At 61.6% G+C, this 19,252-nt stretch carries 19 protein-coding genes; 9 read left to right on the top strand and 10 right to left on the bottom strand.

Features of this window, described 5'->3' with window-relative positions; translation table 11 throughout:
• The 3 genes from EN914_RS03380 to EN914_RS03370 all read left to right on the top strand — a co-directional run.
• Nucleotides 1-1,531: sugar ABC transporter ATP-binding protein (locus EN914_RS03380; RefSeq protein ID WP_164778648.1), on the top strand; the 1,531-nt coding region annotated here is incomplete at its 5' end.
• Nucleotides 1,532-1,647: 116 nt separating this feature from the next.
• Nucleotides 1,648-2,568: an ABC transporter permease gene (locus EN914_RS03375; RefSeq protein WP_050580522.1), complete on the top strand. Its 921-nt coding sequence runs from the start codon at nucleotides 1,648-1,650 to the stop codon at nucleotides 2,566-2,568.
• Nucleotides 2,569-2,611: 43 nt separating this feature from the next.
• A complete protein-coding gene (locus EN914_RS03370; protein ID WP_024505157.1) occupies nucleotides 2,612-3,406 on the top strand; it encodes an SDR family NAD(P)-dependent oxidoreductase in 795 nt (264 codons plus the stop codon).
• Nucleotides 3,407-3,652: 246 nt separating this feature from the next.
• Here EN914_RS03370 and EN914_RS03365 read toward each other — a convergent pair whose 3' ends face one another.
• The 3 genes from EN914_RS03365 to EN914_RS03355 all read right to left on the bottom strand — a co-directional run bounded on the left by EN914_RS03365 (nucleotide 3,653) and on the right by EN914_RS03355 (nucleotide 7,174).
• Nucleotides 3,653-4,663, bottom strand: coding sequence for an ABC transporter permease (locus EN914_RS03365; protein WP_245265399.1), 1,011 nt, complete (start codon nucleotides 4,661-4,663; stop codon nucleotides 3,653-3,655).
• The gene (locus EN914_RS03360) at nucleotides 4,660-6,177 is read right to left on the bottom strand and encodes a sugar ABC transporter ATP-binding protein (protein ID WP_164752817.1); all 1,518 of its coding nucleotides are present in this window, start codon (nucleotides 6,175-6,177) and stop codon (nucleotides 4,660-4,662) included. The genes EN914_RS03365 and EN914_RS03360 overlap by 4 nt, the downstream gene beginning before the upstream one ends.
• 67 nt (nucleotides 6,178-6,244) lie before the next feature.
• A complete protein-coding gene (locus EN914_RS03355) occupies nucleotides 6,245-7,174 on the bottom strand; it encodes a sugar ABC transporter substrate-binding protein (RefSeq protein ID WP_024505160.1) in 930 nt (309 codons plus the stop codon).
• Nucleotides 7,175-7,598: 424 nt separating this feature from the next.
• Between EN914_RS03355 and EN914_RS03350 the strand changes: the two genes are divergently transcribed.
• On the top strand, nucleotides 7,599-8,381 hold the full coding sequence (locus EN914_RS03350) for an SDR family NAD(P)-dependent oxidoreductase (protein WP_024505161.1): 783 nt from the start codon (nucleotides 7,599-7,601) through the stop codon (nucleotides 8,379-8,381).
• Between the two features lie 133 nt (nucleotides 8,382-8,514).
• Here the strand turns inward: EN914_RS03350 and EN914_RS03345 are convergent, their stop codons facing one another.
• A complete protein-coding gene (locus tag EN914_RS03345) occupies nucleotides 8,515-9,393 on the bottom strand; it encodes an N-acyl homoserine lactonase family protein (RefSeq protein ID WP_024505162.1) in 879 nt (292 codons plus the stop codon).
• Nucleotides 9,394-9,415: 22 nt separating this feature from the next.
• Nucleotides 9,416-9,892 (bottom strand): hypothetical protein, encoded by a 477-nt coding sequence (locus EN914_RS03340; RefSeq protein ID WP_024505163.1) that lies wholly within the window; start codon nucleotides 9,890-9,892, stop codon nucleotides 9,416-9,418.
• Between the two features lie 202 nt (nucleotides 9,893-10,094).
• Between EN914_RS03340 and EN914_RS03335 the strand changes: the two genes are divergently transcribed.
• The 5 genes from EN914_RS03335 to EN914_RS03315 all read left to right on the top strand — a co-directional run bounded on the left by EN914_RS03335 (nucleotide 10,095) and on the right by EN914_RS03315 (nucleotide 15,295).
• The gene (locus EN914_RS03335) at nucleotides 10,095-11,084 is read left to right on the top strand and encodes a LacI family DNA-binding transcriptional regulator (protein WP_024505164.1); all 990 of its coding nucleotides are present in this window, start codon (nucleotides 10,095-10,097) and stop codon (nucleotides 11,082-11,084) included.
• A gap of 151 nt (nucleotides 11,085-11,235) precedes the next feature.
• Nucleotides 11,236-12,066 carry an SDR family NAD(P)-dependent oxidoreductase gene (locus EN914_RS03330; protein ID WP_050580524.1) on the top strand — a complete coding sequence of 277 codons (831 nt, stop codon included), beginning with the start codon at nucleotides 11,236-11,238 and terminating at the stop codon, nucleotides 12,064-12,066.
• A 59-nt stretch (nucleotides 12,067-12,125) separates the two neighbouring features.
• On the top strand, nucleotides 12,126-12,926 hold the full coding sequence (locus EN914_RS03325) for an N-acyl homoserine lactonase family protein (RefSeq protein WP_024505166.1): 801 nt from the start codon (nucleotides 12,126-12,128) through the stop codon (nucleotides 12,924-12,926).
• 45 nt (nucleotides 12,927-12,971) lie between these two features.
• Nucleotides 12,972-13,880 (top strand): NAD(P)-dependent oxidoreductase, encoded by a 909-nt coding sequence (locus EN914_RS03320; protein WP_024505167.1) that lies wholly within the window; start codon nucleotides 12,972-12,974, stop codon nucleotides 13,878-13,880.
• A gap of 32 nt (nucleotides 13,881-13,912) precedes the next feature.
• On the top strand, nucleotides 13,913-15,295 hold the full coding sequence (locus EN914_RS03315; RefSeq protein WP_024505168.1) for an MmgE/PrpD family protein: 1,383 nt from the start codon (nucleotides 13,913-13,915) through the stop codon (nucleotides 15,293-15,295).
• 240 nt (nucleotides 15,296-15,535) lie between these two features.
• Here the strand turns inward: EN914_RS03315 and EN914_RS03310 are convergent, their stop codons facing one another.
• The 5 genes from EN914_RS03310 to EN914_RS03290 form a co-directional block, all read right to left on the bottom strand.
• The gene (locus EN914_RS03310; RefSeq protein ID WP_245265400.1) at nucleotides 15,536-16,468 is read right to left on the bottom strand and encodes a 3-hydroxyacyl-CoA dehydrogenase; all 933 of its coding nucleotides are present in this window, start codon (nucleotides 16,466-16,468) and stop codon (nucleotides 15,536-15,538) included.
• Nucleotides 16,469-16,479: 11 nt separating this feature from the next.
• On the bottom strand, nucleotides 16,480-17,370 hold the full coding sequence (locus EN914_RS03305; protein ID WP_024505170.1) for an N-acyl homoserine lactonase family protein: 891 nt from the start codon (nucleotides 17,368-17,370) through the stop codon (nucleotides 16,480-16,482).
• 10 nt (nucleotides 17,371-17,380) lie between these two features.
• Nucleotides 17,381-17,944 (bottom strand): hypothetical protein, encoded by a 564-nt coding sequence (locus EN914_RS03300; protein WP_024505171.1) that lies wholly within the window; start codon nucleotides 17,942-17,944, stop codon nucleotides 17,381-17,383.
• A complete protein-coding gene (locus tag EN914_RS03295; RefSeq protein WP_024505172.1) occupies nucleotides 17,931-18,974 on the bottom strand; it encodes a LacI family DNA-binding transcriptional regulator in 1,044 nt (347 codons plus the stop codon). The genes EN914_RS03300 and EN914_RS03295 overlap by 14 nt, the downstream gene beginning before the upstream one ends.
• A 59-nt stretch (nucleotides 18,975-19,033) precedes the next feature.
• The coding region (locus EN914_RS03290; RefSeq protein ID WP_206527176.1) for a histidinol dehydrogenase at nucleotides 19,034-19,252 on the bottom strand (219 nt) is incomplete at its 5' end.

The raw sequence follows: 19,252 nt of genomic DNA, 5'->3' as shown, positions 1-19,252 counted from the left end.
CATTGGAAACGCATCGCCGCCGCTCCTGGAAATACGGAACATCGGCAAAAGCTTCGGCGGCGTCCGAGCGCTTTCCGGTGTGAGCCTGACGCTGCGCAAGGGCGAGGTCATCGGCCTCGTCGGCGAGAACGGCGCGGGCAAATCGACGCTGCTGAAGACGATCAGCGGCAACCTCCGGCCCGACTCTGGCGCCTTGTTCGTGAGCGGCCGCGATGTCTCGCTCCGCAACTATGCCGATGCCAACCGGGAAGGCATTTTCCACATCTATCAGGATCTCGCCCTGATCCCGACCCTGTCGGTCTACGAGAATATGCTGCTGGCACACGAGGCGGCGTTTTCCCGCTTCGGCGTGATCGACAATCGGGCGATGCTGCGGCATGTCACCGACCTCCTTGCTGAGTTCGGTCATGAACGCATCGATGCGTCGCGGAAGGTCGAAACCTACGATCTTTCCACCCGGCAGGTCATTGAAATCATCAAGTCGTTTGCGCTGGCGAAACTGGCGGGAATTGAATCGCCGGTGATGCTGCTGGACGAGCCGACGGCGGCGCTGACCGGTGACGAGGTCGAATTCCTGATGCGGCTCATCCAGGCGACGCGAGAGCGCGCGGCGATCATCTATGTTTCGCATCGCCTGTCCGAAGTCATCGAGATCAGCGACCGCCTCTATGTGCTGAAGGATGGCGCCATGGTTGCCGAACTGCCGGCAACCGGCTTGGCCGAGAACCGGCTGCACGAATTGATGGTCGGACGCACGCGCGATGAATTCTTCTATTGCGAGCACAAGCAGCAGGAGCCGCAGAGCGAGGTGGTGCTTGAGGTGGGCGGCCTGTCCCGGACCGGGTCTTTCGCCGATGTGGCGTTCAATCTTCGTGGCGGGGAGATCCTGGGTGTGGCCGGTCTGCTCGGCTCGGGCAAATCCGATCTTGGTGGGGTGCTTGCGGGCGCTTTGTCCGGGGCCACTGGAACCATCAGGGTCGGCGGCACGATCGTTCCGAAGAACCTCTCAATCCGGGTGATGAGTGACTTGGGCATCGGCTATCTGCCGCCCGATCGCCGGGACGGCGTGATACCGCCGCTTTCCGTAGCCTCGAATATGAGCCTTGCCCGGCTGACCCGCCACGGCGAGCCCTATTGGCTCAACCTGGCGGGCGAGAGGCGCGACGCGGTCGAATTCGTCGCGACACTGGGCATCAAGACGGCCGGGATCGACGCGCAGATGTCGACCCTGAGCGGCGGCAACCAGCAGAAGGTTCTGCTCGCACGCTGGCTGCTCCGTCAGACCAAGGTTCTCATCCTCGACAACCCGACCAACGGTGTCGATGCCGGGGCGAAGGAAGAGATCTACGGCGTCCTCCGGCGCATCGCCGCCGAGGGCGTGGGCATCCTTCTGGTCAGTGACGACCTGCTCGAGTTGATCGGGCTCAGCAACCGCATTCTCGTCATGCGCGGCGGCACCCTGGTGCGCGAGGTGCCGGCGCCGCCGAACGGTAAGCCCGGCGAGGTCGAACTCGTCGCGGACATGGTCTAGGTCGCGGGCAATCAGGGAGCAGGACAATTCAACCTACAACGCAGGACCCATCCGCCGCGGCGCGGCCCACCGGCCATTCCAGCCTTCGGCAACAATCCTGGCGGCCGCAAATCTCCGTGGCAGCCATCAGTCCGTGGCTGGCGCTGATCGCGATGATCATCGTGTTTACGGCGTTGAACGGCCGCTTCCTTACCATCGGCAATGCCATCAACATCCTGCAGCAGGCGGCCGTTCTTATCGTGCTCAGCGTTGGCGGCACCTTCATCATCCTGATGGGCAGCATCGACCTCGCCGTGGGCTCGATGGTGTCACTGGCCGGAATGAGCGCAGCGATGCTGATCCGCGATCACGGCGAATGGGCCGTCATTCTGGTGCCCTTCATCACCATGCTCGTCAGCGCTATCGCCGGCGTGCTTTTCGCCTACGCCAGGCTTCCGTCGTTTCTGACCACTCTTGGCATGCTCTACGCGATCAACGGCATGACGCTCTATGTCACGCAGGGCGCGGCGATCAACCTTCCGACGGACCTGGTAATCGGATCGATCTTCAACGGCAGTCTGCTGGGCGTGCCCACGGTCGCGCTGTGGGCGATCGGTATCGCGCTTGCAGCCACTTTCGTCGCCAGACGGACCCGTTTCGGCCGGTTCATCTATGCGATCGGCGGCGGCGAGACCGTGGCCAAACTCTGCGGCGTGCCGGTGGCGCGCTATAAGCTCTACGCCTTTCTGGTCTCCGGCTTCCTGTCCGGTGTGGCCGGGATATTCCTTATGCTGCGGATCGGCGGCAGCGACCCGACGATGGGCGACCCGATGCTGCTGCCGGCGATAGCCGCTGTTGTCATGGGCGGTACGCCGCTCACCGGGGGTGTCGGCGGACCGCACCGGACGATTCTTGGCGTTCTCATCATAACGATCCTGCAGAACGGCATGAATCTCGCCAATGTGAACCCCTTCCTGCAGAACGTTGTTCTTGGCGCCGGCGTCATCGCGGCCGTTGCCGTCAACATGGACCGCAAGCGGCTCTTGTCGGTTAAATGACCGATAGACATGAGACGATCTTTCAGTTGCTTAGGAGGCAATAATGCGAGCGAAGTATGACTTCTCCGGACGGTCGGTGCTTGTCATCGGCGGTACGACCGGAATAGGACGTGCGACGGCCCTGGCCTTTGCGGAGGCCGGCGCCAATCTTTACGTGGCCGGCCTTGGCGCCGCTGAAGGCCGCAGCCTGATCGAAGAGGTCGGCAAGCGTCATCCCGGCATCGCCATCGAATTCGCCGAGGTCGACGTCCGCAGCGAGGACGCTGTCCGCAAGTTTCACGAAACTGCCTACGAGCGCTTCGGGCGCATCGACGTCGCCTTCAACAATGCAGGGGTTCCCGGCAGGACGGCGCCGATCCATGAACTCGACCAGGCCGACTTCGACCTGATCACCGAGGTCAATCTGCGCGGCATCTTCTTCGGCATGAAGTACCAGATCCCGCATATGCTGGCGAATGGCGGCGGCGCGATCGTAAACACCTCGTCGCTATTCGGCGTGATGGGCTACGCCACCACGGCCGTCTACTGCGCCAGCAAATGGGGCGTGATCGGGTTGACGAATTCGGCCGCCCTCGAAGTCGCAAGATCGAATATCCGTATCAACGCGATTGCACCGGGCTCGACCATGACCCCGCTCCTCACCAATATGTTCGGCGGCGAGCAGAGTGCAAGGGACACGGTCCTGCCGTCCTTGCCGATGGGGCGGATCGCCGACCCGTCGGAGATAGCCCGCCTGGTGCTGTTTCTGGCATCGGACGAAGCCTCGTTCATCACCGGACAGGCTGTCATCATCGACGGTGGCGGCTTTGTCGCCGGCGCCGATAAGACCGTCGCCTAGCCTCTACCGATCTTCGAGCCGCGCAGGCATTGGACGAAAGTGGGGCCTCTCCAGCCAACTGGAACGGTCTCACCAACGTCTCCCGAGACACGTCGCCTGGAAGAGACTTCGGTTTTGGTAGAACGCGACGCGCTTTAGACAGGGCGGTTCATCGTCTCACGCGGAAACGCAAGACCGCTCCATCTCTTCGTCTTGACGCAATTCCCGACGGAGAACCGCCTTTACACCGTTCCCGGAATTGCTCTGCTATGCCGAAGCGGCGTAGCGCCGGGCAAGCGCGGACATACCGACCGCGAGCACGAGAATCCCGCCCTTGAAGATCGGCTGAAAATGGGTGGGGGCGCCGAAGATGCTGAGCCCGTTGAATCCTACCGCGAGAATGAGCACGCCGACCAACGTTCCGGTTATGTGAAACTCACCCTCCTTGAGCGTGGCCGACCCCAGGAATACAGCGGCGAAGGCGTCGAGAAGATAGCCGTCGGCGGCCGCCAACGTACCGCTGCCGAGCAGCGAGGACAGCAGCGTTCCGGTCAATGCGGCGCAGAAGCCGGCGGTGGCAAAGGCAAAGATCTTGATGCGGTCCACCCGGATGCCCGACAGCCTTGCTGCCTCCAGATTGCCGCCGACAGCCTGCATCTTCTGGCCGATGTCGGTCTTGTTCAAGATGACCCAAAGCGCAATCAGCACGATCACCATGATGATCACCGGGTTGGGCAGGCCGAAGACCAGCCGGCCGAGCGCAATATCGGTGAAGGCACGCGGGATGCCGGTCGCGATCGGGAAGGAGCTATAGGTGAAGCCGATGCCCGTCAGCATCGTTCCGACACCCAGTGTCGAGATGACGGCATTGATCCTCACCTTGGTCACCAGTATCCCGTTGAAGGCGCCGATCGCCGCACCGAGCAGCAGTGCGCAGACAATGCTGAGCCAGATCGGAAAACCCTGGTAAGCCATCAGGCCGGTCACGATCAGGCCGACGAAGCTCGCGACATAGCCGATGCTCAGATCGAACTCACCAACAACAAGCGTATAGGTCAGCCCGGAGGCGATGATCGCGGTGAGGGAAGCCTGGCTGAGAATATTGAGGAAGTTGGCGCGGGACAGGAAGATTCCAGGCGCGTTCGCCGAGAAAAAGACCACCATCAGCAGGAGCCCGACAATCGTGCCGTAGCGAGAGAGCCATATCAGCGCGGTTCGCTTCCATGAGGATTTGCGCAGCGGCACGTCCTTCGCCGCGGTTCCGGCCTGGGCCATCATGCGATTTCTCCTTCTGCGTCATTGGTGTCGTGGTAGCTGAGCTCGATGATCCGCGCCTCGGTGATATCGGAGCCGGTCAACTCGCCGGAAATGCGGCCTTCGCGCATGACAAGGACACGATCGGCGAGAAGCGTGAGTTCCTCGACATCAGATGATATCGCCAGGATGCCGACACCGAACCGGGCAAGCGCGCGGATCGCATCGTGTATTTCTTCACGAGCGCCAACATCGACACCTCGCGACGGCTCGTCGAGAATGAGGAGCTTGGTTCCGGCATTGAGCCAGCGGGCGATCAGCGCCTTTTGCTGGTTACCGCCTGAAAGGCCGCCGATTTTCGTCTCGATGCCGGGCGTCTTGATGCCTAGCTGAGCTACGAGGCCCTCCGCGTGACGGCGGGCCTTCCAGCCGGAGACGAACGGCAGACCTGGAATGGCGCGCAGCTTCTTCAAGGTGGATATGTTGATGTTGAAGCCCACCGACTGCTGCAGCATTACTCCCTGCGAGCGGCGCTCCTCCGGAACCAGAGCTATACCGGCGCGAACCGCTTGTGCCTCGTTGGCGATGTCTAGTCTTTTGCCGTCGAGTTCGAAATGGCCTGCATCCGGCCGGGCAACGCCAGCCACGAGATGGGCAAGTTCGGTACGTCCCGCACCGACGAGGCCGCCGAGCGCAAGGACCTCACCCCTGTAGAGATCGAAACTCACGCCTTTCACGGCGCTCTTCCAGGCGACGTCGCGGACCGAGAAGATCGGCTGCCGGCTGCGGTCGGCGGCGAAACGGGCGCGCTCGTCGGGTGGGCGTATGTCATGGCCGATGATGGCTCTGACCAGGCCCTTCTTGTCGAGCGTTCCGCGCTCCGCGGCATCGACGATTCGCCCATCGCGCAACACGGTGATCCTGTCGCAGAGCTGAAGCACTTCTTCCAGCCGGTGGGAGACATAGAGGATGGCGACGCCTTGGGCGGAGAGATCGCGGATGATGGCAAAGAGCTGCTCGCTCTCCGGCCCCGAGAGCGATGCGGTGGGCTCGTCCATGGCGATCATGCTGGCGTCGCGCACGAGAGCCTTGCTGATCATGACGAGCCAGCGCTGGGCCACTGAGAGCTCGGAGACCTTTGTCTCGAGTGGAAAACGGATGCCGACACGCTCGGCGGCGGCGCGGGCGGCGACACCGGAACGCTGCCAGTCGATCACGCCGAAACGCGTGACCTTGGGTGCGCCGAGCAATATGTTCTGCAGCGCGTTGAAATGCGGGATCAGGTTCAGTTCCTGATGGATGAAGGCAAGCCCGGCCTGTTCAGAGGCTCTAGGCGACCCCTTTTGCAGATCCTCGCCCGCCACTGTGACGCTGCCCTCGTCAGGCACCGTCACCCCGGCGAGGCAGCGGATCAGCGTGGACTTGCCGGCGCCGTTGGCGCCGACCAGGCCATGTACCTTGCCGCGCTCGATGTCGAGATCGGCGTGGTCGAGGGCAAGTTCTCCAGCGAAGGATTTGGTCAGGCCCCGGATGCGCATCCAGGGCCCGCCTGGCGCGACGGACGGCATCTAGCTGTGCCGCCCCGCCAGGCGCCGCGAACTGATCTCACAGTCCATTGGGATGTTCGGCCATGAACTTGTCGATATTGTCCTTGGTGACCACGATGCCGGGGATCTGGATATCCTTCGGCTGCCAGGAAGCGCCGGCCTTGATCGAGTCGAGAACCGCCTGGAACACTTCCTTGCCCTCCTGGAAGGCCGGCTGCCAGACGGTCGCCGTGAGGTCGCCTTCCTTGACCAGTTGCAGTGCTTGTGGGCTGCCGTTGATGGAGACCGTGGTGACGTCGGTGCGTCCGGCTTGGCGCATCGCGGCGACGGCCCCTTGCATCGGCTCGTCCCAGCAGGCCCAGATGGCCAGCGGCTTGTCCCCGCCGGCGGGATGCGCGGTGAGCCAGGCCGCGGCGGTCGCGTTTCCGAACTGGACCTGTCCCGGCGCCGCCACTTCGCTGTAATCCACCTTGACGTCGGACTTGGCCTTCACGCCCTCGTCGAAAGCGACGCCGCGGTCGATACAGAGCTTTCCCGGATGGAAGGTCATCGCCAGGACGTTGGCTTTGTCGCCAACCTTGTCGGTCAGGAACTTCACCGAGTCGTCGCCGACCTGACGGCCGCTTGTCGTCACCACGATGCCGGGAACGATTTCGCCGCCCCATGTGGCGACGGGAATGCCAGCGTCGCGCGCCGCGGCCAGTCCGGAGCCGATGGAGCTGCTGGCGAAGGCAAGCACGAAGATCGCGTCGACTTTTTGCGCTGCGAAAGAATTCATTGCAGCGTTCGCCTGGTCGGCGCTCGCCTGGGTGTCCGTCACCTTGACATCCCAGCCGGCAGCCTTGGCGGCCTCGGTGGCGCCGCCGATGACGGCTATATTGAGCGCATCGTTGGCCAGAAGTGCAACGACGCCAAGCGTTTTCGCCTCGGCGACGGTGGCCACCATCATGGCGCTGGCCGTCAAAGCGGCAAGCAGCAGTTTATACATTTGGAAACTCCTCCCTTTCGTTTCAGTCCGTCCCCACGACGAGGCCGGTTCCTTGCTTGCACGAGGGGTCGTGAATTGGTTTGCCCTCGTATCCTAAAGACCAGCGCGGCCGCCGAAGAGTGCCGAAGCGGTATGCCTGTCCAAAATCGAGCGGCGCCAGCAGATCGGATTCTACGGCTTTGCTCGGAGTTTAGCCCTCGTATTTGATAGCGGTATCACGTCCACATTTGAAAAGTCGGAAACCGGACAGTCTGAAATCGCGCGAAAATCCGGTTTTGGCTCAAAAACGAACAGCCGTCATCGCCTTCTTGCGTCTTTGCTTATTTTCTCTTGTTAGCGGTATCACGTCAAGGCTATGGATGGCGAGGGCGTATGTGAATTTTGCCGCAGATATCTTGCGGTCATGGCTACAGGAGGATCAACCATGCAAGTGAAGTACGATTTTTCCGGCAAGAACGTCATTTTGATCGGAGGAACGACCGGCATTGGCCGCGCCACGGCGCTGGCCTTCGCCCGTGCGGGTGCCAATCTCTATGTTTCGGGCATCGGCGCCAAATTCGGAGAGAGCCTCAAGGAGGAAGTCAGGCCGCTTGGTGTCGAGATCGAGTTCCTGGAAACCGATGTGCGCGACGGCAAGGCGATGGCCGTGCTGCACCAGAAGGCGTTCGAACGCTTCGGCAGGATCGATGTCGCCTTCAACAATGCGGGCGTGCCAGGCAAGACGGCGCCCGTGCACGAACTCGACGACGCGGACTACGATTTGCTGATGGACGTCAATCTGCGTGGGATTTTCAACGGGCTGAGGCATCAGATCCCGCATATGACCGCAAAGGGTGGCGGCGCCATCGTCAACACCTCTTCGCTGTTCGGCGTCATGGGTTTCGCCACCACCGCTGTCTATTGCGCCAGCAAATGGGGCGTCATCGGGCTGACCAACTCGGTGGCGCTGGAAGTGGCTCGCAAGAACATCCGGGTCAACGCGATTGCGCCCGGCTCTGTGATGACGCCGTTGTTGAGCGGCATGTTCGGCAGCGAGCAGAGCGCGAAAGATACCGTTTTGCCGATGATTCCCATGGGGCGTATCAGCGATCCGTCGGAGATAGCCCAGCTTGTGCTGTTCCTCGCCTCGGATGCGGCCTCGTTCATCACCGGCCAGGCCATCGTGATCGATGGCGGCGGCTTCGTCGCCGGCGCGGACCAGCTCTGAACATAGGTCCGGACGCTATCCGCAGGTCGGGCTTCAGGATCCCGGCATTTGGTTGGCAATGTCCCAGGCCGTTGGGTTCCTGTCGAGACTTGGTATCGTTTGGGCGGGTGCTTGCGCGCCCGCCCGTCTTGGCTCAGCCGACCCGGCTTTCCTCGCCCTTCGCAAGCGCGATCTCCACCACCTGCAAGCCCTTGTCGGTGAGGCGCGAAGGAAATGTGGTGCGCAGCCGATCCTCGTGGACCGGGATCACCCGCCGCACTTCCTCGCCCACCGACTTCAGCATTTGCGCACTGGAGAATATCAAATTGTGCTGGCTCCCGACGGCCAGGCCAATCGGCACGATCTGTGGCGCCTCGGGATCAAGGCCGGTCAGATTGTCGTACGTATAGATGAGGTCGCCGGCGAAGACCCACTTGTCCTCGCCGTCCCTGGCGCCGTCGTTGCGGACGGTGACGTACATGCTGCCATAGGTGTGGGTATCCGCCGCCAGATGGACATCGATACCCGGCAAGACATCCGCCTGGTCGCCGTCGATGCAGATCATCCGCCCCTCTTTCGCCGCCTCGACCGCGCGCACGATGTCAGCCGGATCGCCGCCACCGGTCAGGAAACGATATTCCGGGCTCAAGGTCAGAGCCCAGACCCATTTGTCCAGTTCGCTCTTCTGGACATAGAATTTTGCGTTTGGAAACAGATGGATGGCGCCCATGTGGTCGAAGTGGGCATGCGTGATGAACACGCTGGTCACGTCTTCCGGGGCAACGCCGCACTCGGCCAGGACCGCGCGCGGCCCGTGATAGTTTGACACGCCGTAGGCGGTCGCCAATTGTTCGCCATAGGCAACGTGGTCGTAGCCGGTGTCGATCAGGATCGTCTCGCCTTTTCCCTTAAGCAACACATAGGCATAGGGCAGCTTGCGTGTGCCCTGGTGCTGTGGGCCGTACATCATGACGCTGAAGGGGAATTTTTCCACCGCCGCGTATTCGAGCACCCAAATCGAGTAGTCCGCCATCCTGTCCTCCCTGACAATTTTCCTAAGTGACGTTCTGCAGCAGGCGCTGCGGCGCGTGGGCCGCGCAACACGCCTGGCCGAAATCGACAAGTTCGAATCCCGGTAACAGGCGGGCCGTCATCCGAAGGTGATCGCTCGACGAGCGCAGCATGCGCACGAGTGCGTCGCTTTGCTCGGAGGCATCGACCCGAAGGCAATCCAATGTCGCGGCACAGGCCTGGAGGAGGGCGGCGGCGGCAGCGCGCAGGTGGTGATGATGATGTTCGGCAATCTTGGGGACCGCAAGCGCGCGCACCGCTTCGGATGCTCGCATTGCCGCCTCCCGCGCGCCGGCGAGCGCGCCTTCGGCGAGCGGGGCACGGTTGCGCGAGGTCATCAGAAGCAGCGCAAAGCCAGCGACTTGTGTCAGCGTATCGCTGATGAGCTGTTGAACTGGCCGGGCAGTCGCCACATAGCGCAGCACCGTCTCGTCCGCTCGGCTGTCTGCCGTTTTGTCCATTGCGATCTCCGCGGCACCTGCAGGTGCCCCCCGTTAGCCATAGCTGTTTTTGGTAGCGGTAACAACAAAATCTCAAAATTATGCGGCAGAGGCTTGTTTGTGAGCGTGCGCAATGATTTGATTTCTGCCGCTACATCGGACTGTGACAGGAATGCCAAAAAAATCGTCTGGAGACGGAAACACGCAGGCCGGGAGCGCCAGGATGCGCGACGTGGCGGTGCGCGCCGGCGTCTCCACCATGACCGTTTCACGCGTGCTGAATGGACCCGGCAAAGTCTCCGAGGAGATGCGCGAAAAGGTGCTCCGGGTGGTTCGCGAGATCGGCTATCTGCCGAATCATTTGGCAGGCAGCCTCTCGTCGAGCCGCTCGACGACGATCGGCCTTATCGTGCCAAGCATCGACAACTCTATCTATACGCAAACGGTCAAGGGCCTGTCGGAAGTGCTCAAGCGCTCGGGCTTCCAGCTGATGATCGCGGAGTCAGGCTACGACCCCAACGAAGAGGAAGAACTGATAACGATCTTCCTCAGTCAGCGGGTGAGCGGCCTGGTCCTGCACAGCACCGAGCATACACCGCAAGCGGCGGAGAAGATCCGGAAATCAGGCATACCTGTGGTCGAGAACGGAAATATACCCGAAGAACCGCTGGATATGGTAGTCAGTTTTTCCAACCGCGAAGCGGCCTATGCGATGACGATGCATCTCGGCCGTCTTGGATACCGCAAGATTGCTTTCGCCAGTCTCTACTCGGTGCACAACGACCGCTCGCAGGATCGGCTGCAGGGCTATCATGCCGCGTTGAACCAGCTCGGGCTCGATCCCGACCCTCGCATCGTCCTGGAGACCGAGCGCGGCCTCGCCGCCGGGGCGGAAGTGATGGCACGCGTGGTGCAGAGCGTGCCGGAAGTCGACGCGCTGTTTTGCGCGGGCGACGTGCTGGCGGTTGGCGCTCTCTTTGAGTGCCAGAAACGGGGTTGGCCGGTCCCGGGCCGGATCGCCCTGGCAAGCTTCGACGACGTGGACCTTCTGCGCCACGTCAGTCCATCCGTCAGCACGCTGAGGCTGCCGCGCTATGACATCGGCGAACGGACGGCGCGAATCCTGCTGAGTCGAATCATCGACGGCGCCGAGCATCTGCGCGGCAGCGTGATCGATCTGAAATTTGAATTGATCCAGCGCGAAAGCACCTGACTTCAGATATCCGGTATCACCCGTTGCATCGCTGACATCGCTGCTCTAAACTCGAAATCTGTTACCGGTAACAGATTTGAATCGCCGCGCAGCCCTTTATTCGGCCAAGCACGAGGACGTTGATGATGCTCACAGAGCAGCGGAGCAGGGTATGAGCCTGGAGGAGACGGCACCGCTGGTGCTTCCTGTCCCGGCGAAGGCTCTGAGCGGACGCCGCGCACTGATCACCGGTTCCACCGGGGGGCTGGGACAAGCGATCGCCGCTCGGCTTGCCGAGGCCGGCTGCAGCGTCATGCTGCATGGGCTGGAAACGCCCGAAACGGTCGAGCCGCAGCGTCAAGCCCTGGCCCACCGGACGGGCGCGCAAATTGCCTACCACATGGCCGACCTATCCACGTCGGCGGGCGTGGAGTCGCTTGTCGCGGCCGCCGGCGCCGAACTTGGCGGGGTGGACATTCTTATCAACAACGCGGTCGTGCGGCATTTCGCGTCGATCATGGATTTTCCGCCCGAGCAATGGGATCTGGCGCTGGCCGTGAACCTTTCGGCCATTTTCCATGCGGTCCGGCTGTTGCTGCCGCCGATGCGGGCGCAGAATTTCGGGCGCATCTTCAACATAACCTCCGTCTACGGCATGCGCGGCACACCAAGCCGTGTCGGCTATGTCACCACGAAATCGGCCATACTGGGCCTTACCCGGGCCGTGGCGTTGGAGAATTTGGACGTTGACGTCACCTGCCATAGTCTCTGTCCGGGTTCGGTCCTGACACCCGGGACCGAGAGCCGGGTGGAAGAGTTGATGGCGGATCGAGGCATCGACCGCAGTGCGGCGGAGCGCCTCTTTCTCGAGGGTAAACAGCCTGGCGGCAGCTTCGTCTCACCGCAGAGCGTTTCCGATCTCCTGGTTTTTCTCTGCGGACCGATTGGCCGTGACATGACGGGAGCCATGCTTCCGGTCGAGGGAGGGTGGCTTGCGAGCTGACCGGATCCGGATCTGCATGATCCGGCACCACGGCGGCCTGGCAGCGAAAGGAGCCACAGATGGATGATATCTACGAACTCTATGCAATTCGCTACGGTCACCACGACCGCAATGCAGCCGCGAACTTCATCGGCGGCGATCCGCATGATGGTCCGATGCCGCTGGACTACTTTGTCTGGGTCATCGTCGGCAAGACGCGAACCTTCGTGTTCGACACCGGCTTCGACGCCAAGGTGGCAAAGAAGCGACAACGAAATTTGCTGCGACCGGTCGGCGAGGGGCTGAAGATGATCGGCATCGACCCCGACAAGGTCGAGGACGTCATCCTGTCGCATATGCATTTTGATCATGCCGGCAACCACGACCTGTTTCCGCATGCCCGCTACCACGTCCAGGACGTCGAGATGGCTTATTGCACCGGGCGTTGCATGTGCCACGACTATCTGCGCCACCCTTTCGCCTACGAGGACGTGGCGAGCATGGTCGCTAAGCTCTTCGCCGGGCGGGTGACATTCCATGATGGGGTCAGCGAGGTCGCCCCGAACCTCACGGTGCATCGTGTCGGCGGCCACTCGAAAGGATTGCAGGTGGTCAGGGTTAAGACGGCGCGCGGCTGGGTCGTGCTCGGCTCGGACGCTTCGCACTTCTACGCCAATTTCGAGCAGAACCGACCCTTCCCGGTGCTGGAGAGCGCTACCGACATGCTGGAGGGCTACGACACGATGCGCAAGCTCGCGAGCTCGCCCAAACATATCATCCCCGGCCACGACCCGCTCGTCCTGACGCGCTATCCGGCCGCATTGCCAAGGGTCGACGATATCGTGCGCCTGGACCTCGATCCGATTGCGGCAGCGCCTTGAGCGCGCAGACGCGATCTGCACTCAACCTATAAAGCGGAGATCACGATGACTAACCTTAAACTGGGTTTTGCCGGCATTGGACGCATGGGAACGCCGATGGTGAAGCGGCTCATTGCGGCGGGCTACACAGTAAGCGTCTACGACACCAACGACGCGGTCGTCTCGGCATTGACGAGAGAGGGCGCGGGAAGGGCCAAGACGCCGGCGGAACTGATGGGCCTGTCCGATGTGATCCTCTTGTCGCTTCCGACGCCAGAGATCGTGCATGCCGTGGCGCTTGGGTCCAATGGGCTTGTCTCTGGCAAGGGCGCGACGATCGTCATCGACCTGTCGACCACCGGCCCGCGCACAGAGCGGCAGATGGCCGAAGGCTTGAGAGCGGCTGGCATTACAACGGTCGACTGTCCGGTAAGCGGGGGCGTCGGCGGGGCCGAGAAGGGCACGCTTGCCATGATGGTCGCCTGCGACGTGTCGACGATGGAGACGGTGCGACCGATCCTCGAGACACTCGGCAAGCCTATCCACGTCGGTGCTGAGCCGGGCATGGGACAAATGATGAAGGTGATCAACAATCTGATGTCGGTCACGGCGCTGTCCATTGCCTCCGAAGCGCTGGTGCTCGCCACCAAGGCCGGCCTCGATCCCGACATACTGATCGACGTTGTCAACTCTGGCAGCGGAAGCTCGAATGCGACGATGACCAAGATACCCAAATTTGTGCTGACGCGCAGCTTCGATTTCGGCTTCTCGATTGGTCTGTCTGCAAAGGATATTCGTCTCTGCCTCGAGGAAAGCGACGCGCTCGGCGTGCCAATGATCGTGGGCGCCGCCGTTCGCCAACTTCTGACGGTGGCAAAGAGCGATCTTGGCGCGGATGCGGATCTTACCGAAATCATCAAGCCGATCGAGGACTGGGCCGGCGTGACGGTCGCCGGCATGAAGGCGAAGGGTTGATCCTTGGCAATGTGCAGATCGGACACGCGTTTATGATCGGCGACATTGTACAGCCTTCCGCCGCAGGCCTCTCGCGGCGGCTCGCGGCTTTCGTGCATCGCTCACGCTGGGAGGACATCCCGGAACCGGTACGCGCGCACGCCATGAAGGCGGTTTTCAACGGCTTCGGCACGGCGCTTGGCGGGTCGGCCGATCAGGCAGTGCTGCGGCTGACCAAAAGCCTCGCGCCTTTTTCGTCCGGCGAGACCGCGACCGTCATCGGCCAAGCGCAGCGGCAGGACCTATTGACAGCCGCGTTCCTGAACGCCGCGGCGATAAATGTCTTCGATTTCGACGACACCCATGCCGGCACGATCATCCATCCCACCGCGCCCGTCCTGCCGGTCGTACTCGCTCTGGCGGAAATGCGCTCGGTCAGTGGCGCAAAACTGCTTCATGCTTTTGCTCTCGGAGTGGAGGTCGCTTGCCGCATCGGCAATGCAGTCTCGCCCGGCCATTACGACCGCGGCTGGCACATTACTTCCACATGCGGAATCTTCGGCGCCGCCGTGGCTGCGGCGAAGCTCCTCGACCTGACCGAGGACGAGATACTTTGGTCACTCGGCAATGCCTCGGCACAAGCTTCAGGTCTCGTCGAGACCCTCGGCTTCATGGCCAAGAGCACTGGCGTCGGCAATGCCGCCCGTGGTGGTCTCATCTCCGCCCTGATGGCGCAGTGCGGGGTCGAAGGGCCGCCGCAGCCGCTCGAAGGGCCGCGCGGCTTCCTCAAAGTCTGCTCGGACCAGCCTAAGCCTGAGCGGATCGAGGACGGACTGGGCGCTGAGTGGGAAATCATGCGCAATATGTTCAAGCCCTACCCCTGCGGAGTGGTGCTGAACCCTGTGATCGACGCTTGCCTCGCCGCTCGTGACACCCCCAATTTCTCAACAGGCCAGATTGCCGGGGTTGTCGTGCGCGGCGCCCCCTTGCTCAAGGCCCGCGCCGATCGCCCCGAAGTCACCACGGGGCGCGAGGCGCAGGTGAGCGCCCAGCATGCGGTGGCCGTCAGTCTGTTGCGCGGCCATGCTGGTGCGGAAGACTTCAGCGATGCCGCGGTGAACGATCCGCAGGTCAAGGCTCTCCGTGCCAAGGTGCGCCCAGTCGAGGTCGACGCTGGCGCGTCGGTCGAATCCGCGCATGTCTCAATCCGGTACACGGATGGCTCTTCTGTAGCGGTATCCGAAGGCGTTGCTACCGGCAGCCTCTCTCGACCTATGTCGGACGCAGCGCTCCAGGAGAAATTTGCCGCCCTGGCCCGCTACGGTTGCCCGAAACTTGCCGTACGTTCGCTTGCCGATCGGCTTTGGACGCTCGCCGATCAGAAAAACGTCGGTGATCTCATGATGCTCGCTCGCCCCGAAGAGGCATATCCCTAGGCACTTGCTCTAGAGCAATTCCAGGAAAAGTGTGAAACGGTTTTCCGTCCGGAATTGCGTAAAAACAAGGAGTTAGAGCGGGTCGCCGTTTCCGTGAAACGGTGAACTGCTCTAGGCGTCGTGAAAGGATGCCTTGCTGGAGTGCGACGAAGGTCGGGACGGCGCTATTTCGCCGGCCTCTCAACCCCCATTCCCATACACGTCATGTGACCTCGATCGCTTCTTGCGGAGGAGGAAAATCTAACGTTCCGGCTGACCCCGCTTATGAGAAATCAGAGCCATAAGCCGACGGTTGCGCCATGCCGAACGGGCCTCAAGCTCTGGCTTCGCCAGTACTTCCCGGCGCTCGGCCGTGGCGAATTCTATCAGATCAGGAGACCAAGGTTTCGGATCGCGGCGATCCTGCGCGATCGAGTGGTAAAGCGTTCCCAAACGTTGCGCGTAATCCTCTATGCCACCGGGCGCATTCAGATCGATCGTCTCGAACGGTCCCATGAACGACCAGCGCAGGCCGAGACCATGAGCAACTGTTCGATCGATGTCGGCCACACTTGCCAAGCCCGCATCCAACAGCGCCCAGGCCTCGTTCAGCAGCGCACCTTGGAGGCGGTTGAGAATAAAGCCTTCGATCTCACGGTTGACGACGATAGGCACCTGTCCGACTTGTTCCATCGCCTCGCGCAGCCATGGAACGATTTCCGGATCTGTCCATGGCGCGGGTACCAGTTCGACAAGCGGCACCAGATGCGGCGGATTGACCGGGTGGGCGATCAGAAAGCGCGATCGCCTTGGGGCCTGTTCAGTGAACATCGAAGCCGGTATGCCGGAGCTGGAACTGCCTACCACCGCATCGTCACGTATGGCTGCACCGATCTCGGCGCAAACGGCGGTTTTTACATCGGCGCGTTCGAAGACCGATTCCTGCACGTAGTCGGCCGCCGATACTGCATCGACCATGCTGTCGACCACTTCGATGCGCCGCGCGATTGCATCGACGTCATCGACCAAGCCGAATTCTAGCATGTCCAAAAGACTGGCGCGGATACGAGAGGGCGCGGCTTGCCGGATGTCTTCACTTGCGTCGAATAGGCGAACCGGGATGCCGGCACGCGCAAAGACCAGCGCCCAGCCGCTTCCGACGAGGCCGCCGCCAACAACGGCGACTTGCTTCAAGTTTGTTGACATCATCGTACCTTGGATGTCTCGCTGTCAGCCAGGCAGATTTCCGAAATGCGCAGTCCGTCCTTGGTGATCCGCGACGGAAAGCGGTCCTTGAGCCTTTCCTCGTGTACTGGAATGACACGTTGCGCTTCATAGCCGACCTGTTTCATCATCGCTTCGGTGGCCATCAACAGGTTCTGTTGGCTACCAAGAGCAAGACCGACCGGCACATACATCGGCGTATCGACATCGACGACGCCCCCTGGGCCTTCGACATTCTCGAAGACATAGACCAGGTCGCCGGCGAGCACCCAGGCATCGGAAGACCGCGCCTTGCCGTCATTGCGGACATTGACCCACATGGACGCAAAGGTGTGGCTGTCGTAGGCGACATGAAGGTCGATCCCCGGAAGAGCGTTCTCTACGGTGCCATCGACGCAAATGAGCCGTTTCTGGCGCGCAAGATCGACGCCACGGATGATGTCACCGGGATCGACAGCCACCATCATCCAGCGGAGCCTGTCAGGCAGCGACATCGCCCAGGTCCACTTCGCGATCTCGCGTTCCTGAATGTAGAATTTCGCCTTCGGAAAATCCTCGACATTGCCGAAATGGTCGAAATGGGCGTGGGTGATGAAGACCGTATCGACCTCCTCGGGTGTCAGGCCGACCCCGGCGAGAACCTCCTTTGGGGAGCGCCAGTTCTCGACGCCGAACTTGTCTCCAAGGTGCTTTCCATAGTCTTTGTCGTTGTAGCCGACATCCACCATGGCAACGTGTCCGTTGCCTTTGATCAGGGCGTAGCAGTACGGAAGTTTGACGTAGCCCTGGTTGTGCGCACCATAAAGAACGCCACTTTTGTGGTATTTGGTGACGTAGGAATATTCGAGAATCCAGATCGAATACTGTGACATTATTTCCTCCCTAGACTGATGATAAGCGGCCTTCGGCCCCGCAGTTGCAACAGGAATGCCTGAAATCGACCATGGTCATTCCGAAGCGATCCTCGGATGCCGATTGCAGATGCCTGTAAGCCGCCGACAGATTACCGAGCGGCTCGGCGAGGTCTGGGGTGTTCTTGGCAGCTTGCTGCTCGCGCAGAACAGCGAGGCAGGTGCCCACGAGCCTGTGTGCGCTGATCAACTGCTGCAGATGCACATCAAGGCGAGACGTTGTCCGCAACTTTGAAAGGCGTTCGCGGAGTTCGTCGAACAATTCCGCGGCACTGGCGATAGACGGAAGATCGAGCACTTCGCGGCGGCCGCTTGCCTGCAGCAGGATCATCAGGCCAGCGACCTGCCCGATTAAACGCTTAAGACCGTTGTAGACCTGGCGGGCCTCGAGACCATAGGCGACCACCTCATCCGCCACACCTTCAGGCAGAGACAAGGCCGCGACTTCGCGAGCGGGGCCAAAGCCAGCACAGTCCGGGCCATGAATTTGCGCCGCCCAGTCCAGCATCGACAGAGAAGACTTATTGCCTGCCATCGATGGCCCTCGTGGTGCTGCGTTCGACGAGTTTTCCCGGAATGCGCTGCAGGGCGGGCTGACTGGCATCGTTGCGCGACAGGGACAGCGTCAGGTCCACGGTGCGCTCCACCATCAGTTCCATTGGCTGACCAACAGTTGTGAGATCATGCGACGGCCAGGAGGCCATCGCGATGTCATCGAAACCAACGACGGACAGACGGTCCGGTATCGAAAGGCCGAAATCGCGTCTTGCCGCGTCCATCGCGCCGATCGCCAGGATATCGTTCGCACAGAAAAGCGCGGTCGGTGGTTCGTCGGACGAGAGAAACCCATGCGCGGCGGCATAGCCAGCCGCGTAGCTGAATTCCTGCCCTACGCTGCTGAGAGGAGCCTGCACGCCTCTTTCCAGGCAGCGGGCATGAAAACCCTTCCAGCGATCGACGTTGGTCGAGGCATTCGGCAAGCCGGCGACATAGGCCAGGCGCCTGTGTCCGAGATCGATCAGGTGGTCGGCGACCGTCCTGCCGCCGAGTTCATTGTCGCAAGTCACCGCATAGGAGCGCTGGCTGGCATCGTAGCGGTTGAAGAACACGACGGGTGTACCGACCTTGCGGCAGGCATCGGACGATGCCGAAGAAAGCGTCGTGGCCAGGATGATCACCACGTCGGGGTGATAGGAGAGCAGGACGCGAAGCGTCTCATCCTCGCTGCGCTTTGGGTCGGTCACCACCAGCATCACATTCAGGTCGAGGGCTTGCAGCTTTCCTGTCAGCCGCGTCAGCACTTCGGGATAGAATGGATTGGTGATGTCGGACACGACGATGCCGACGATGCGGCTGCTCTTGGTGATGAGGCCGCGTGCGAGCGGATTGGGCTGGTAGCCGAGTTCCGCCGCGCGCGCGAGGATTCTCGCGCGCGTCTTTGGCGCGATCACGGCGTCCTCGTAAAAGGCTCGCGAAACCGTGGATACCGACATGCCCAATTGTCTTGCCAAATCTTTCACCGTTATGCGGGGCGTGTGAGGCTGCTTCAGGACGACTTCGGTCATGGCTGCTAGGCTCCAGTTTTAGCGGCGAACCATGTTTCGACGTGCTTTGTTCAAGGTCGTCAAGCGGCGTTTCGGCCGCCGTAGCGCCGCACGCGGATATTGGCCTGCTCGGCGTGTCCGGCAAAACCTTCCAGCATGCACAACCTCGAGCAATATTCGCCGACCAGTCCACTGGCCTCGTCGGTGAGGACCCGCTGGTATGTGCAGGTCTTGAGAAATTTGCCGACCCACAGTCCGCCAGTGTAGCGCGCTGCTTTCTTGGTCGGCAGCGTGTGGTT

It is taken from the genome of Mesorhizobium sp. M7A.F.Ca.CA.001.08.2.1 (genome assembly GCF_003998455.1).
GTDB classification, from domain to species: Bacteria; Pseudomonadota; Alphaproteobacteria; order Rhizobiales; family Rhizobiaceae; genus Mesorhizobium; species Mesorhizobium ciceri.
Note: the sequence above shows the minus strand (reverse complement) of the source record. Positions and strands in the feature narration are given on the sequence as shown.

Excerpts from the sequence above, each read along its gene's own strand:
- EN914_RS03300 (WP_024505171.1), bottom strand. The coding sequence starts at position 17,944 with ATGGCAGGCAATAAGTCTTCTCTGTCGATGCTGGACTGGGCGGCGCAA.
- EN914_RS03330 (WP_050580524.1), top strand. The coding sequence starts at position 11,236 with ATGAGCCTGGAGGAGACGGCACCGCTGGTGCTTCCTGTCCCGGCGAAG.
- EN914_RS03305 (WP_024505170.1), bottom strand. The coding sequence starts at position 17,370 with ATGTCACAGTATTCGATCTGGATTCTCGAATATTCCTACGTCACCAAA.
- EN914_RS03360 (WP_164752817.1), bottom strand. The coding sequence starts at position 6,177 with ATGCGCATCCGGGGCCTGACCAAATCCTTCGCTGGAGAACTTGCCCTC.
- EN914_RS03355 (WP_024505160.1), bottom strand. The coding sequence starts at position 7,174 with ATGTATAAACTGCTGCTTGCCGCTTTGACGGCCAGCGCCATGATGGTG.
- EN914_RS03365 (WP_245265399.1), bottom strand. The coding sequence starts at position 4,663 with ATGATGGCCCAGGCCGGAACCGCGGCGAAGGACGTGCCGCTGCGCAAA.
- EN914_RS03315 (WP_024505168.1), top strand. The coding sequence starts at position 13,913 with ATGATCGGCGACATTGTACAGCCTTCCGCCGCAGGCCTCTCGCGGCGG.
- EN914_RS03340 (WP_024505163.1), bottom strand. The coding sequence starts at position 9,892 with ATGGACAAAACGGCAGACAGCCGAGCGGACGAGACGGTGCTGCGCTAT.
- EN914_RS03295 (WP_024505172.1), bottom strand. The coding sequence starts at position 18,974 with ATGACCGAAGTCGTCCTGAAGCAGCCTCACACGCCCCGCATAACGGTG.
- EN914_RS03350 (WP_024505161.1), top strand. The coding sequence starts at position 7,599 with ATGCAAGTGAAGTACGATTTTTCCGGCAAGAACGTCATTTTGATCGGA.
- EN914_RS03320 (WP_024505167.1), top strand. The coding sequence starts at position 12,972 with ATGACTAACCTTAAACTGGGTTTTGCCGGCATTGGACGCATGGGAACG.
- EN914_RS03335 (WP_024505164.1), top strand. The coding sequence starts at position 10,095 with ATGCGCGACGTGGCGGTGCGCGCCGGCGTCTCCACCATGACCGTTTCA.
- EN914_RS03325 (WP_024505166.1), top strand. The coding sequence starts at position 12,126 with ATGGATGATATCTACGAACTCTATGCAATTCGCTACGGTCACCACGAC.
- EN914_RS03345 (WP_024505162.1), bottom strand. The coding sequence starts at position 9,393 with ATGGCGGACTACTCGATTTGGGTGCTCGAATACGCGGCGGTGGAAAAA.
- EN914_RS03370 (WP_024505157.1), top strand. The coding sequence starts at position 2,612 with ATGCGAGCGAAGTATGACTTCTCCGGACGGTCGGTGCTTGTCATCGGC.